Consider the following 15,628-nt stretch of genomic DNA (forward strand, 5'->3'; position numbering starts at 1 on the left):
AAAATATCAGGAAGAGGAAGAACGTAAAGAGGAAAGGGATGGAAAAGATTTTACGCAGATGAACCTTGGAATATAGCCCTTTGGGCTGCTTCTTTAAGCCACCTGCTTTGCAGGTGGTATTTGACTGGGTGTTTGTAGCCTGGATGGGCTTTCCCTGCCCGGCTACAAATAAATATTTCAATTGCGGTCAGGCGGAGATGAAATTTTTCAGGCCTTCTCTGTGTAATTTTGACCTGATAAATTTCATGTTGGTTTTCAAAAGAAAATAATATAAATTTAGAAAATGGATATGCTTAAAAAAGTAACTACTTCACTGTTATTTGCTGCTTCTTTATTATCCGCTAAAGCAAATACCGTTACAGTAAATGCCAGCATCAAAGAATTATCTGCGGGCAAATGGGTTTTTTACCGCGAGCAGGGCGGCGCCGATAAAAGGGATTCTGTTCAAAGTTTTAAAGGTGGCTTTAAATTTCAGGTCAATATAGAAGAAGGCGAAGGCAATGAATATCTTTTTTCCATAGGAAGAAATCTTGATGACAGGAACAGTTATATTGTTTTATTTCTTGACAAAGGCACAGTAAACATTAAAGCAGACAGCGCCGATTTTAAAGATGCCAAACTTTCGGGAAGTCCTTCTGCAAACGATTTGCAGGCATATAAAACATTTTTACAATCAAACGAGTATATCAGGAAAGCGCCGGCTTTATACGAGAAAGGAAATGATTTATATAAAAAAGGAGACACTGTTGCATTAAAAGAAATTGAAAAGCAATTGAACGAAATAGATTCTGTGCGTACAGTTCTAAACAAAGAATGGATACAAAAACACCCTGCATCCCCAATTAGTGCATACGTGCTGGCGAGATTAAAATATGCTTTAGCTGACAGCGCGCTTGAAGAAACATATAACAGTCTAAAGCCAACAGCAACCAATAATGTACTGGCAAAAAACATCAGGCACGGAATTGAAGTAAACAAACTTACCGGCGTCGGCAAACCTGCTTTGGATTTTACACAGGCAGATACCGCAGGCAAACCGGTTTCGCTGAAAGATTTTCGCGGCAAATATGTGCTGCTTGATTTTTGGGCAAGCTGGTGTGGGCCCTGCCGCGCAGAAAACCCGAATGTTGTTGCGGCCTTTAATAAGTATAAAGACAAAAATTTTACGGTGTTAAGCGTTTCACTCGACCAACCAACCGGAAAAGAAAAATGGATGGATGCTATCCATACAGACGGATTGACATGGACACATGTTTCTGACCTTAAATTCTGGAGCAATGCAGTTGCCAAAGAATATGCTATTGAAAGTATTCCGGCAAACTTTTTATTAGATCCAAATGGCATAATTATCGGGAAAGATTTGCGCGGAGATGATTTAAATAATAAACTTGCCGAAGTGCTGAACTAAATTCATTAACCAATAATTCAAATGCAAACAGCCCAAATTTGGTTGGGCCGTTTTTCTGTAAGATATTTCCAATATCGTTTGGGCATATTGAATATGCAGTTTCATATTCCTTCGGACTTTTGTTGAGATGATCAACATGCACTTTGTTGAACAAGCTTGAATGTAACGTGGTCAGGCGCTTCAAAGCATCAGACCGATAGCAACTTCCAGAACGTCGCGTGAGTACAAAAAAACATTATGCTATTGCCAGATCAAAACAGCAATGGCACGGGACTTTTTTATAGCATCTCAAATTATTAATTAGCCCAAACATGCTTACAAATAAATAATGTATTTTTATTGTATGGAAGTAAACGAGCCTGCAGTAGCTTATGGCAGTCAAAAATTTTCAATTGAGGAGTACCTTGAGATGGAAGAAGCCTCAATGGAAAAACATGAGTATTATAAAGGTGAAATATTTGCCATGTCCGGCTCAAAAGTGCCGCATAATATCATTGCTAAAAATTTATTAGGCAGCTTGTTTGTAAAGCTGAAAGGCAAAAAATGCCAGCCCTTTGGAAGCGACCAGCGCATACATATACCATCCAACATGCTTTTTACATACCCGGATATTTCCATTATTTGCGGTGAATTAATTACACGGAATAATGATAACTGGAATATTGTAAACCCCGCTGTTATAATTGAAGTGCTTTCCAGATCAACGAAAAACTATGACCGTGGTGAAAAGTTTAAGCTTTACCGCGATATACCCACATTGAAAGAATATATACTGGTTGATTCGGAAAGCATACATATTGAAGCATTCAGGCTGAATGAAAACCATCACTGGGAACTGGAAGAATATAATTCACCCCGGGAGCAACTTTATATCAGGGCAATTAATGAAGAACTTTTAATTGCCGAAATATATGAAGGCGTAAAGCTTGATAATGATGTTTTGCTGCAATAGCAAAAGACTGGTTCAGCCTAAAAAGGCTGAACCAGTCTTATAACTATACTGTTTCGCCCACTGCAGCCCTTAACGCTTTTGCGGCGTTCACCATTTCTATCAATGCGGATTTTGTTTCCTCCCAGCCGCGGGTTTTCAGGCCGCAGTCAGGATTAACCCAAAGCTGATCTGAAGGTATAACAGCTTTTGCTTTCTCCATTAATAATACCATCTCTTCTTTTGACGGCACACGCGGTGAATGAATATCATATACACCTGGGCCTATTTCATTCGGGTATTTAAAATCGGCAAATGCATTCAGCAGTTCCATTTGTGAGCGGGATGTTTCAATGGTAATTACATCGGCATCCATAGCAGCAATGTTTTCAATAATATCGTTGAATTCAGAATAACACATGTGTGTATGAATCTGTGTTTCATCGCTAACGCCGGATGATGCAATGCGGAAAGCCCTTACCGCCCAATCCAAATACTGCTGCCAGTTTTCTTTGCGCAAAGGCAGCCCTTCGCGGATGGCAGGCTCATCAATCTGTATGATTTTTATACCGGCTTTTTCCAGGTCTTTCACTTCATCACGAATGGCCAGTGCAATCTGCGTGCAGGTTTCGCGGCGTGGCTGATCATTGCGCACAAAGCTCCATTGTAAAATAGTTACAGGGCCGGTAAGCATGCCTTTCATATATTTTTTTGTGAGCGATTGGGCATAACCGCTCCATTCAACCGTCATAGGTTTTGGGCGATACACATCGCCATAAATGATGGGCGGCTTCACACACCGGCTGCCATAGCTTTGTACCCATCCGTTTTCAGTGAATGCAAAACCGGCCAGTTGTTCGCCGAAATATTCCACCATATCATTGCGCTCAAATTCGCCGTGCACCAATACATCCATATCAATTTCTTCCTGCCAGCGAACGGCTTTTTCGGTTTCGGCTTTTAACAATGCATTGTATGCATCATCGCTTAATTCTTTTTTCTTCCATTTAGCGCGCCAGCTTCTTACTTCTTTTGTTTGGGGAAATGAGCCAATGGTTGTTGTGGCAAACAAAGGAAGCCTTAAAGCTGCATGCTGTTTTTCTTTTCTTATGCTGAACGGGTTATTGCGCTTTGCATCCGCTTCCGTTATAGCCGCCATTCTCTGCCGCACTTCTTCATTATGAATAAGCGTTGATGTTTTCCGGCTTTTACCGGCATTGATGTTTTCCTGCAGCTTATGATGCAGCGCTTCCGTTTTATCGCCTTCCGCCAGTTGTTTCAGCGTAACCACTTCATCCAGTTTTTGTTTGGCAAATGCCAGCCATTGCTTTATTTCAGGATTAAGTTTTTGTTCAAAATGCAGGTCGCACGGCGAATGCAATAAGGAACAGGATGGCGCTATCCATAACCTGTCTTTTCCAATCTTATTGATGGCCTTTTGAATTAATGACAGTGATTGTTCAAAATCGTTTTTCCATACATTTCTTCCATCCACAACCCCCAACGATACATGTATTTTTGATTTTGCAAATTCCGCAGTAAGTATATCATCCAACTGGAGGGGGCAACGCACTAAATCAAGATGCAGCGTGTGCACGGGAAGTTGCAAAGCCGTTTGCAGGTTATCGCCATAGCATTCAAAATAATTAGCCAGTATTACCTGCAGATTGGGAAATCTTGTTTTGATGGCATTATATGTTTTTGTAAAAACAGCCCTTTCTGCCTGTGAAAGATTAAGCGACAAACAGGGCTCATCAAACTGGATGAAATAAGCGCCGTTATCATCTAATTGTTGCAATGCCTCAAAATAAACGGGCAATAAATTATGGATGAGGTCAAGCTTATTAAAACCATCTTCTTTCTCTTTGCCCAATAATAAAAATGAAACCGGGCCAAGCAGCACAGGCTTTGCGTTAAAGCCTTCCCTTTTGGCTTCAGCAAACTCATTCACCACTTTATTATGAAAGAAAGAAAATTGCTGCCCGGCTTTAAATTCCGGAACGATGTAATGATAATTTGTATCGAACCATTTCGTCATTTCCATGGCAGTAATATCATAGCCATCTTCCTGAAACCCTCTTGCCATGGCAAAGCCAAGGTCTGGATTGGTTATTTGTTTATTTACGATCAGTTCATGAAACCTTTCAGGAATGGCGCCTGTCATTAAACAGGTGTCAAGCACATGGTCATAAAAAGAGAAATCGTTGCAGGGTATCCAGTCAATGCCTGCGTCTTTCTGTAATTGCCAGTTAAACAGGCGAATCGTTCTGGCAGTTTGTTGTAATTCATGGGCTTTGATCTTTCCGGCCCAATACGCTTCGTTTGCTTTTTTAAGCGTACGCTGGTTACCAATGCGCGGGTAACCCAAATTGTGTGTTTGCATTTTTTTGTTTGTTACGTGAAACAATAATGCTCCTGCAAACAGCACAGCTTATGCAATAAAAGAAAAGGAGAAAGGAATAAAGCGGATATTCTTTATGAAGGAATAATTTATTCAATGCCCGGCATGCTTTATATCGTGAAAGCTGTGTCATTAAGATAGAGGCAAGTCTCCTGGCTTAAGGTAAACTTCCATCCCTTCCCATCCCTGTTTTGCAGAGACAGTGGTATTGATGAAAGCATCTCGCTCAAAGCCCCTCTTCCGGAGGGAGTTTGGTGAGGCCTCTTACAGTTGCACGTCAGCCCGTGATTTGCACACGGTTCCTTTTTAATTCCGATACCGATCGGAAACCCATACCTGATTGATGTTATGCAAAGAACTGGCGGCAAATATAGAATATTGCCGGCACTTAATTTAAAAGTGCAGCGACAGCGCATGTAACATTTTTCCGGGAATAGATATTTTTATGAAAGCGTAAAGCATAACACAAAGATCACTACACTGCAAAAAATGTTTGCGTACTGATGGGGCCTGATGATACTCTGCTGTGCAAATAAGCAGGCAAGGCCATTATGATTGTCATAGCCCGGTCAGTTTTCTCTTTTCGAAAATTAGTTTCCCATAAACAACAATAAAAATGCGAACCATTATGCAATTTTAAATATATACAGTTTGTTTGTCCTAAAGCCCTGCATTAAAATTTTAACAGGGTAATAATGATATGTAAAAAAGAAAAGCGCCTTCAGCAATTGAAGGCGCTTTTCTGCGGGCTGGAAATTAGTGCCGGGTGAAACTGTTTCAAAAAAGCATTATTATTTACCCGGGCTTAGTATCATGCATTGAACATATCTATTAATAAAAGCGCTTTGGCCTCATTATCCGCCTCTTCCAGCATATTCATAAACTGCCTTGCCTCTGTTATGGTGAGCAAAATAAAAGTTTCAGGCCCGGGCGTTTGTATGATAACATTTTTTGTATTGTCTGTATCCCAACCGGAGTAATGCCCGCATTTGAATTTTACAATATTATGCAAGGCATTAAATTCTGAATGGGAGAGATTCAGTAATACACTCAGAAAGGCTACCTGGTAATAACCGCAGTTTTTGCAGCGGATAATGTAACCCTCCTTCCCAAAATATAAAGATTGAAATTCGCAATCCATAAGATTCTTTATAATGCTGCAAACTTCTTTATTGTATTCAGTAACCATTTGCTTTATCGGAAAAATAACTTACGGAAAGAGGAAACGTATGGGTAGTTTATGCATGCCACGCCTGAATGGGTACATTAATTACTGCTGCCAAACACTTTCTGCAAAAGCGCTGTGGTGCGTGCCGCCGGGTTTTTCCTGATGTCTTTTTCCTGCTGGCCTATTTCGTAGAAAATACCGGTTAAAGCTTTTCCTGTAACGTAGCCCGGGAGGTCTGTATCAAGTTTATTGCTTCCAAAAACGTTTATCTTATTATAAGCGGTTGCAAAATCTGTCCAGTATTTGGTGGCATCCGTTTTTTTCAAAGACTGTTCTATTACAGGTTTGAATGCCGTGGTTAACGGATCGGTGGTTTTTGTTTTAAGATAATGGGTAGCAGATGTATCAGCGCCTTTTAAAATAGCCCAGGCATCCTGTATCGTCATTTGTTTAATTGCATTCACAAATATGGGCGCGGCGCTTTTGCTGGCATCTTCCGCCGCATGGTTCATAGATGAAATAGCATTATCGGCCAGTTTGCCGAGACCGGCACTGCGCAACACCTGTTCTGCCTTCTGCGCTTCAGGCGGCAATAATATTTTTATGGCTGCATTCTTTAAGAAACCATCAACGGCAGACAATTTTGCGGTACCTGTTTCTGTGCCTTTCTCCAGCGCTTCTTTTAAGCCAGCCGCCACATCTTCTGTGCTAAGCGAAGATGTGCCCTGTGATATACCGCTCAGCACATTGCCTGCAGAAGAATCTTTGGAAACAGATTTTATTACCTTATTGAGCAACTGGGCCTGAAGCCCCGAAACCATAAAAAGCGCAGTGGCTAAAACAATTATAGATTTCTTTATATACATGTTGCCAAAGATAAACGCATCGTCTAAAACAGCCATTAAATATGCGTTAAATGCGGTAAATATTACGGAACTATGATTGTCTGTCCTCTCCTTTGCGGGGCGGGATTTGCATGATTAAAAGGATACATGATTTATAGTGCACAAGGGAGAAATTAGTGAATAATGTTTCTTTTTCAGGCCTCACCACTGGCATGCCAGGGAGGAGAGGAGCGCTAAAAAATTTTAATTCTTTACAGGGTTTTAGCGATTTTTCGCACAGAGCAAAGGAGTTAACAGAGTAATGAAGCGGCTCTGTAGCGCTGTGCTCCCGGCGCAAAAAAATTTAAACATAGGAGCTTCTTAAACATCCGCCTTTGATGGCGACAACACCAAAGGCGCAGCGCTCTCATTATTGTATCAAACGTTCCGATAATATCTTTCTTAATAAAACTAAATTCCAATCATTTGATGTTTCCTTATTGTAAATAACCTTTCCTGATTTGTTAATGAGATAAAGCTGGGGAATTTCACTTCCTCCTAAAGAATTAAAAAGGGGCCTGCCTCTAAAAATTTGCGCCCAGTTCATTGAATATTTCTCAATCGCTTTTCGAAAAGCTGTTGAGTCTTCGTCGATACTAAATGAGATAAGCTTAAAATCCTGATCCTTGTATTCTTCATTCAATTCTTTTAAACTTGGTAATTCATCCAAACATGGGCGGCACCAGGATGCCCAAAATTGCACTAATACAAACTTATTCCTGAGCTTTGATGATTCAATACTGTTTCCATGAATGTCTAAAACAGAAAAGTCTGGAAAAATTGAATTTGAGGTAATTGCTATTTTATTTTTTATTACTGAAACAAGATATGTAGCAGCTTTGGAATTTTTATACCTATCAGTCAATACTGTATTGTATAACTCCATGAGCGTATCCGGCTTTATTAAATCTATCCTGGCAATATGGCTCTCAAAAAGCCAAAAAGGTATCTGGATGTTGTTTAATGAATTCATTTTTTTTATAAATTATGGAGTCGCTTAACAAAAAAGTTTCGTGTATTAACCGGGGGTTCGCATCGAATTGGGCTCTGTTTGCATGAAAAAAATTTAAGACTTTGTCGTCTTCCTTCTTTATGAATGAATCCAAAAGATCGCCATCCATTTTACTGTAAGGAATTAAATTTTCTGACGATTTTTCATCAATCGAAAAGACTTCTTGTTCATCCTGAGATGGTGCAACAAAAATGCTCAATTTGCCTTTTGTAAAGAAAAATCTTTTAAATGCATTACTGGTATCAGACTTATGGTATCTTATTTCAATATACCCAAAGGAAGAGAACAACTCTCCTTCCCAATATTTTTTACTTGTCAAACGAAAATTATATTCAGTAATCCCGTCATTGAGCGTTATATCGAATCTCTCCAATGGCAGCGAAGAACTAAAAATGAATTTGACATAAGCCGAAATCTGAAGCAAACAAGCAATACGCAATTATTAAAAATGAAATTGTAAAAATATTTTTTAATACTGTTTTCTTTGATATACAATTTTTCATAGTGATTAAAAATATATTCTTTTTATCAGATGCTGTTTAAAAGGGGGCATTTCAATTTTTCGCAGGCGGGCGGTGGACACCCGCCTGTAGCGCTTGCTGCCGGTCGGTATCTCACCGGCCGCCAAGGTGTACCGAAAATTTTCTTACCTCATCAAAACAACCGTTCCTTTCAAACTTTGCAGTTTGCCCGCAAAGTTTTTATATCGTATCTGGTAAATGAATGTCGAAGCAGGCAATTCCACCCCGTTCTGTTTTCCATCCCAGCCTTTCAGCGCTTCTGTGGAGTAAAAAATACGTTGCCCCCAACGGTTGTATATGCTCATATCAACAAACTGCTGGTTATTGATATTGGCAATTCTGAACACATCATTTAACCCGTCGTTATTCGGCGTAAAAGCATTGGGAACATACACCGGCAAATTGCAATTGCTGTAAATAGTAACACTGTCTGTTGCAACGCCGCAGCTATTGCTTGCCTGCACCCAATATATGCCCGCCTGTGCAGCGTTGTAAGTGGAATTGCTGCTTCCATCCTGCCATAAAAACGTATCATTTGTGTTGTTCGTTTTGGCGTACAATGTAATGGCCGATGTATTTGTAAAACAGGTATCATTGCCTAATTGCACGGCAGGCGCTGTCTCCTGGGTAAGGTTTGTAAATATTACGCTGTCGCAGCCCGCCGCCGTTTGAAAATAATTGTGGTAAATGCCGGGCTGCGTTACTATGCTGTCGTTGGGCAAAGTATAAATGCTGTCAGTGCAAAGCGTGGCATCCACATGCACAACCGTATCAGAATTTTTAACAGGGCAGTCGCCTAACTCCTGCGGCAGCAAATCGCTTGTTTTCACCGAGGAATCAAAAGCTACTGAAGTACCGCCGGCTTCACTCCACACGGCGGGATATTGAAACAAGGGGTCTGTGCTGGTGATGATGGCAAGGGGGATGGAAAAAGTGTCGGAGCAACTGGTTTCCCCTGTCTCATCCGTTTTGATAAGATAGCTTTGATATTCTTCCCTGCTGTCATTGGTGGAAAATTGATGCGTTGCATAGTTGCCGCCGATTAAAATGGAATTGCTGCCAATTGTTGCCGTGGCAAAATTGTTGATATAGCCAACGCCAATGGTGCTTGTGTAAGCCTGCGCCCAGCTCACAGCATCATTGGATGCTTTAAAAATAATGGGGTATGAAGCACTGCTGCCTGAAACATTTGCATAGAACACCTCATTGCCCTGCCCGTCCACGCCGGCAAAGTGAGAGCCCAGGGTGTAGCCGGTAGAACCAGGGACAATTCTTTTCCATTCTATAAAATTACCTGCCGAATCAAAATGCCAATAACTATTATCCAACTCCGTTATATCGTTTGTGGGAGGAAGAAAATGCACATGCAGGCTGTGGTCTGGCAATTCATGCATGTTCCCTAAATTTGGAACATTCGTTGAATCTCTCAACACATAAAAATGCGACCAGATTTGCCTGCCCGTTGCAGCATCTATTTTTCTTAAAAAGCATTTATTAACTATCTTATTATATGACGAAGACAAAACGTACCCATAAAAGCCCGATATCACAAGGTTACCATCCTGCAGTTCTAAAATATTATATATTCCTGTTCCCGAAACAGCAGCTATAACGCCTGTCATTGAAAAAAAAAATATTTGTTCCATAGCAGCTTTCCGTTCTCATCTATGCAGCAAACAACGCCTCTGCGACTGGAAGCGAGGTCTTGAGCATAGCCAGTCACAATATAATTTCCATTGCTTAGCTGGATAACCTTATTAATAGATAAACCGTAGTTTGTAGTTGTACCGGAAAAACCCAATGCCCATTGCACTGCCCCATCCGGGCCAAATTTCACTAACCCGGTAGCGTTGGCGCCGCCCCAGCTTCCTCCTAAGATGGCAACATAGTCATTATCCCTGGTTGATATAATGCTGCCGGTATTAAAACCACCACCATCAGAGAAACTATAGCCTTTGGTTGTTTTAGCCCACAACACCGTTCCTTTCAGGGTGGTTTTCATAATCAGGGTCTGGGTGAGGCCACTCGTTGGCATTGTAATATTCCCGATGGTGATAATATCCCCGGTTTTGTCTTCAAGAATTCTGCTTATCCCGGAATAATAACCATCGAAATGATTATAAAAATCTCCGACGCCTTTAAACCAGATGATATTTTGAAAGCCTTTTACAAGATCACAGGCCTGGGCATGCACTTTGCCAGATATGCACAACAAAAAAATACCTGCTATGCTGCATTTTAACTTTGCCAATATTATAAAATTTTAAAACTGTTTAAGGGCAGCCAACCGAAGAATAGATTCCAACTGTCACAGTGCCGCTAACTGTGGCGTATGCACAATTACCCAGGGTTCTGAGGTGGAACTACCGCCGCCCGGGGAACATTTAAGCGTATTCCCACCTGCATCAAGTATCTCTATCGCCCCTGAAAATGCAGATGAAAAAGTAACAGTAACAATAGCATCGCGTCCGCTACCGAATGGATAACACGAGGAACAGGGCACTGGCACAGCGGCATTACCACCAAAACTTACCTTAACAGAGGTTACCGTTGCAGAACTATTGTTTTCGAAAGTACATGCTACACCAGTTTGGGCTTTTTTGGGGGTAGGCGTTTTGCGGGTCATGCTTAGCAACAATATGGCGCCTGTTAATAACACAACACCTGCAAGTAGTGGGTAAACAAATTTGTTTTTCATATATATGATTTTTGGCACTGTTAAATTACAATATTTTTAACAAAATAGTATGCATAGCTAAACTTTTTTATTAATTTCAATAAATATGTTGATATGCGATATTTCTATCATATAAAGGACAGTGCGGCCTGAAAAAACTTTGCTGGCTTAAAAAAGAGTATTGAGCTATCAATGGCAAATTGTTCAATGCCTTTAAAATTTTTTACCAGTTCGCTGTTCACATCTCACCACAGCATCCCAGGGAGGAGAGGAGCGCTAAACCACTTTTTTACACCTTGTGAAGTATATGTTAGAGGCTGTTTAAAAATGTAATTCTTTACAGGGTTTTAGCGATTTTTCGCACAGAGCAAAGGAGTTAACAGAGTAATGAAGCGGCTCTGTAGCGCTGTGCTCCCGGCGCAAAAAAATTTAAACATAGGAGCTTCTGAGAATCTCCAAATATTAACTCCTACTGTTTCGCTGGGAATTATTTATTTTGCCTGCAGGCAATACGATCATTAGAAAACAGGTAAAATATGCAAAAAACAAAATTGCTTCTTTGCAGCATAACATTATTACTTTCTTCGCTTTTTAGTTTTAGCCAGCAGCGCCCAAACATTGTGCTTATTATGGCGGATGATATGGGTTATTCAGATATCAGTTGCTTTGGCAGCGAAATACCAACGCCCAATCTTGACAGGCTTGCATCAAAAGGCATACGGTTCACACAATTTTATAATGGGGCAAGATGTTGCCCCACACGCGCCAGTTTACTAACCGGCTTATTTCCCCACCAGGCAGGCATCGGGCAAATGACGGAAGGCGCTGCCGATACATCAGCGTATCATTGGGGCACGCCTGGTTACCAGGGATACCTTAACAGGAATTGTGTAACCCTGGCAGAAGTACTGGGCAGTACAGGCTATCACACGTATATGTCCGGTAAATGGCATGTGGGCATGCAGCGGGAAGAAAGGTGGCCTTTACAACGGGGGTTTGAAAAATATTATGGCATACTCGAAGGCGCCACCAGTTACCTGAAGCCGCAGGGCGGCAGGGGCTTATGGTATATGAATACAAAATTGCCGCCACCGCAGGGCAACTATTACACCACAGATGCCTTTACCGATTCTGCCATCGCATTTTTGCAGGAACAAAAAGATAACAAACCTTTCTTCCTGTACCTTGCCTTTAATGCACCGCACTGGCCTTTGCAGGCAAAGCCGCAGGACATCAGAAAATTTGAAGGCGTATATGATAAGGGCTGGGATAAAATACGGGAAGAAAGATTTGCCCGGCAGCAGCAGATGGGTATTGTTGACGCCCATACAAAATTATCGCGGCGCGATACTGCTGTGCGGGCATGGGATGCCTTAACTGCTGCAGAGAAAAAAGATGTTGCCTACCGCATGCAGGTATATGCTGCACAGGTAAGCTGTATAGATGAAAATGTGGGAAAGGTGATTGCAGCGCTTGAAAAGAAAGGACAGCTTGATAACACGCTGATTATTTTTTTAAGTGATAACGGCGCCTGCCCTGAACCGTATAAAGAACTGGGTGGCGGCGCCGTGAGCGACATCAATAACCCTGAATTATCAGGCGCTATTTCGTATGGTATGGGCTGGGCAAATGCATCCAACACGCCCTACCGCAAATGGAAACGCGAAACAGAGGAAGGCGGTATCTCTGCTCCTTTCATTATGTGCTGGCCAAAAGGCATTGGCGCTAAAGAAGAAAACACCATTGTAACAACGCCTTCATACCTGCCGGATATTATGCCTACGTTTATTGATGTGGCGAAAGCCAAATATCCTGCTGTTTATAAAGGCCATTCCATCTATCCCATAACAGGCAGAAGCCTTGCCCCCGTTTTTAAAGGAGATACGTTAAGCGCGCATGCATATATGTACTGGGAGCATGAAAGCTGGCAGGCAGTGCGCAGGGGTAACTGGAAAGCTGTAAAAGACAAGAAAGGAACCACCTGGAGCTTATATGATCTTTCCGCAGACCGCGATGAAGAGCATAACCTGGCAAATGAGCAGGCAGCTATTTTAAACGATCTTGTTACCCACTGGAATGACTGGGCAAAGAATAGTTTCGTTTTTCCAAAACATGCAGACCCTGATGACAAAAGGGTGGAATAAAGCCTGAACTACGATTTATAAGATTTTTCTGATTAAAAGATTATACAGCCTCAAATAATCAATGGCGTTATATAAAATCGAACACAAATAATATGACTAAATATTCAACAGGCAACATAAAAATAAACAAAGCTGCACAGAGGGAGGCGCTGGCCCGGAAAAACGTGCGGAGCAATCGGGTTTGCCTTGATGTTTTCCTGCCCGACTGACACCGGGCTGGCGGGGGTTCCTTTGCATCAAGGCAAAAGAACAGAAGAAACAAATGCGCAAGCCCCCCATCCCCTAAAGGGGAGCACTATCGTTATCAAAAAAGCTTATTCTTTTTAAAAAACAACTAACAAAAAATTATTTATAAAAAACAAACCCATCAATTTCGCATCCCAAGCCCCCATCCCCTAAAGGGGAGTACAAAAACATAACGAAATCCAAGTACACCCCTTCAGGGATCGGGGGCTTGACGGGGCAAAAACTATACTTTATGACTATCACATATATACTATTCGCCATAACAATTTTACTTCTCATCATCCTTCTCATAAAATCATTCACCCATAACAATGCTGCGCAGCAGCAATCCCTCGAAAGCATTGAAGCAAGATTGAATGAAACAGCCATTCAGCAAAACGCCAGACAGGAAGCTTTGCAAAAAGATATACAACGCATCGAACAATCTTTACGCAACGATTTGCAGCAGGGCCAGGAAACCATCCGCAAAGAAATATCTTTCAACCGCATTGAAACCAACAATCAATCCTTAAGGGCCAGGCAGGAATTAAAAGCATCGCTGCAATCCTTCGAAGAAAAACTCAACCACCTCACCGAAACCATTGATAAAAAACTCACCGCCTTCAGCGACAGCAATAACCACAATGCCCTTGCCTCCCGCACAGAAATAAAAGAAGCATTAAACAGCTTTAAAAAAGATTTAGCCCAAAGCATCACCGAATTTAATATCCAGCAAAAAGATAATTTCTATCAACTGTTGCGCAAACAAAGCGACCAGAATACCGATACCAGCACAAAGCTCGATACCATGCGCAACACCATCGAGCAAAAAGTAAATGCCATGCAACAAAGCAATGAGCAGAAGCTGGAACAGATGCGCCTTACCGTTGATGAAAAGTTGCAGCAGACCCTTGAAGCCCGCCTTGGTGAAAGTTTCAAGCTCGTAAGCGAAAGGCTCGAAGCCGTGCATAAAGGTCTTGGCGATATGCAGCAGCTCGCCACCGGTGTGGGCGATTTGAAACGCGTGCTGAGCAATGTAAAAACCCGCGGCGTGCTGGGCGAGTACCAGCTTGAAAGCCTGCTGGAACAAATACTCACGCCCGACCAGTACGCCAAAAATGTAAAGACCAAAAAAGGCAGCAATGCCCTGGTGGAGTTTGCCGTAAAGCTGCCCAACAAACAAAACAGCAGCGAACCTTTATGGCTGCCTATCGACAGCAAGTTTCCCAAAGAAGCCTTTGAACTGCTCACCGACGCCTACGAACACGGCAACCCCGAACTGGTAGAAGAACACCGCCGCAGCTTCACCAAAGTATTGTGCAACTGCGCCGCCGACATCAGCAGCCGTTACATAGATGCGCCGCACACAACCGATTTCGCCATCCTCTTCCTGCCCTTCGAAAGCCTGTATGCCGAAGTGCTGCGCACACCCGGCCTCTTCGAAAGCCTACAGCGCACCAGCCGCGTCATCATCACCGGACCCACCACGCTCAGCGCCCTGCTTAACAGTTTGCAAATGGGTTTCCGCACCCTCGCCATCGAAAAGCGCAGCGGCGAAGTATGGCAGTTGCTCAGCGCCGTAAAAACAGAGTTCGGCAATTTCAATACCCTGCTCAGCAAAGCGCAAAGCAACATACAAACCGGGCTGAACCAACTCGAAGACGTGGTGGGCGCAAGAACAAGAGCAATACAAAGAAAGTTGAAGGGGGTTGAAACCTTGAATAGTGAACAGGTGCAAAAAATTTTACCTGAACTAATGAATGATGAATTAACCGAAGCTGATAACTGATGCATTGCTGAAGTGGTAGTGCAAAAGCTGAATAAAAGATTATTGCCTGGCCTCCCTCTCTTTCGGAGAGGGAACAAGGGTGAGGTCGAAACAAGTGCTATATTGCCCATAGCAAAAGGCGAAACGGTTGCAGATGAGGAAGAATGATTTTTATGTTATCAGCAGTAGTATTTCATGGCAGCACGGTTATGTCACTCCCTTGTACTGAATATTTTTATGGCAGCATAATTCAACATTGCTGTAACAAGAATGCTTATATAGGATTAGGTAGTATTCAAACAAATTAATGAAATATGAAAAGAGAAATACCTCAGAATTTCAACTATAAAAACGAACTTATAGTATTAAGTTAAGTATAATATGACGTATAATTATAGTACATTTGTAAAACCATTTACAAATGATACGTTATACAGTCAAACTTACAAAGGCCGAAGTTGAAGAACTTCAGGCCATAATTAACAAAGGTTC

General features: G+C 41.9%; 13 protein-coding genes and 1 riboswitch. Of the genes, 4 read left to right on the forward strand and 9 right to left on the reverse strand.

Going from position 1 to position 15,628, the window contains the following annotated elements; all coding sequences use genetic code 11:
* A partial coding sequence (locus QM629_RS04145; RefSeq protein ID WP_415157485.1) for a hypothetical protein occupies positions 1-181 on the reverse strand: 181 nt, incomplete at its 3' end.
* 108 nt (positions 182-289) lie between these two features.
* Between QM629_RS04145 and QM629_RS04150 the strand changes: the two genes are divergently transcribed.
* Positions 290-1,408, forward strand: coding sequence for a redoxin domain-containing protein (locus QM629_RS04150; protein ID WP_415157487.1), 1,119 nt, complete (start codon positions 290-292; stop codon positions 1,406-1,408).
* A gap of 343 nt (positions 1,409-1,751) precedes the next feature.
* Positions 1,752-2,360: a Uma2 family endonuclease gene (locus QM629_RS04155; protein WP_415157489.1), complete on the forward strand. Its 609-nt coding sequence runs from the start codon at positions 1,752-1,754 to the stop codon at positions 2,358-2,360.
* A 43-nt stretch (positions 2,361-2,403) separates the two neighbouring features.
* Here the strand turns inward: QM629_RS04155 and metE are convergent, their stop codons facing one another.
* The 8 genes from metE to QM629_RS04195 all read right to left on the reverse strand — a co-directional run bounded on the left by metE (position 2,404) and on the right by QM629_RS04195 (position 11,020).
* Positions 2,404-4,719: a 5-methyltetrahydropteroyltriglutamate--homocysteine S-methyltransferase gene (gene metE, locus QM629_RS04160; RefSeq protein WP_415157491.1), complete on the reverse strand. Its 2,316-nt coding sequence runs from the start codon at positions 4,717-4,719 to the stop codon at positions 2,404-2,406.
* Positions 4,720-4,861: 142 nt separating this feature from the next.
* Positions 4,862-5,086: riboswitch (cobalamin riboswitch) on the reverse strand.
* 462 nt (positions 5,087-5,548) lie between these two features.
* Positions 5,549-5,926 (reverse strand): DUF6686 family protein, encoded by a 378-nt coding sequence (locus tag QM629_RS04165; protein WP_415157493.1) that lies wholly within the window; start codon positions 5,924-5,926, stop codon positions 5,549-5,551.
* Between the two features lie 77 nt (positions 5,927-6,003).
* Entirely contained in the window at positions 6,004-6,807 is an 804-nt protein-coding gene (locus QM629_RS04170; protein WP_415157495.1) for a DUF4197 domain-containing protein, read from the reverse strand.
* Positions 6,808-7,159: 352 nt separating this feature from the next.
* Positions 7,160-7,762: a TlpA family protein disulfide reductase gene (locus QM629_RS04175; RefSeq protein ID WP_415157497.1), complete on the reverse strand. Its 603-nt coding sequence runs from the start codon at positions 7,760-7,762 to the stop codon at positions 7,160-7,162.
* Positions 7,719-8,120, reverse strand: coding sequence for a hypothetical protein (locus QM629_RS04180; protein ID WP_415157499.1), 402 nt, complete (start codon positions 8,118-8,120; stop codon positions 7,719-7,721). The genes QM629_RS04175 and QM629_RS04180 overlap by 44 nt, the downstream gene beginning before the upstream one ends.
* Positions 8,121-8,447: 327 nt before the next feature.
* The gene (locus QM629_RS04185; protein ID WP_415157501.1) at positions 8,448-9,968 is read right to left on the reverse strand and encodes a gliding motility-associated C-terminal domain-containing protein; all 1,521 of its coding nucleotides are present in this window, start codon (positions 9,966-9,968) and stop codon (positions 8,448-8,450) included.
* Positions 9,941-10,573 carry a hypothetical protein gene (locus QM629_RS04190; protein ID WP_415157503.1) on the reverse strand — a complete coding sequence of 211 codons (633 nt, stop codon included), beginning with the start codon at positions 10,571-10,573 and terminating at the stop codon, positions 9,941-9,943. Before QM629_RS04190 ends, QM629_RS04185 begins: the two co-directional genes overlap by 28 nt.
* A gap of 57 nt (positions 10,574-10,630) precedes the next feature.
* Positions 10,631-11,020 (reverse strand): hypothetical protein, encoded by a 390-nt coding sequence (locus QM629_RS04195; RefSeq protein WP_415157505.1) that lies wholly within the window; start codon positions 11,018-11,020, stop codon positions 10,631-10,633.
* A 515-nt stretch (positions 11,021-11,535) separates the two neighbouring features.
* Between QM629_RS04195 and QM629_RS04200 the strand changes: the two genes are divergently transcribed.
* Together QM629_RS04200 and rmuC are read left to right on the forward strand one after the other, a co-directional pair.
* Positions 11,536-13,143 carry an arylsulfatase gene (locus tag QM629_RS04200; protein ID WP_415157507.1) on the forward strand — a complete coding sequence of 536 codons (1,608 nt, stop codon included), beginning with the start codon at positions 11,536-11,538 and terminating at the stop codon, positions 13,141-13,143.
* A gap of 478 nt (positions 13,144-13,621) precedes the next feature.
* Positions 13,622-15,157 (forward strand): DNA recombination protein RmuC, encoded by a 1,536-nt coding sequence (gene rmuC, locus QM629_RS04205; protein ID WP_415157509.1) that lies wholly within the window; start codon positions 13,622-13,624, stop codon positions 15,155-15,157.
* The last annotated feature ends 471 nt before the right edge of the window (positions 15,158-15,628 follow it).

Origin of the sequence: Parafilimonas sp. (genome assembly GCF_047606085.1) — a bacterium.
Lineage (GTDB): Bacteria > Bacteroidota > Bacteroidia > Chitinophagales > Chitinophagaceae > Parafilimonas.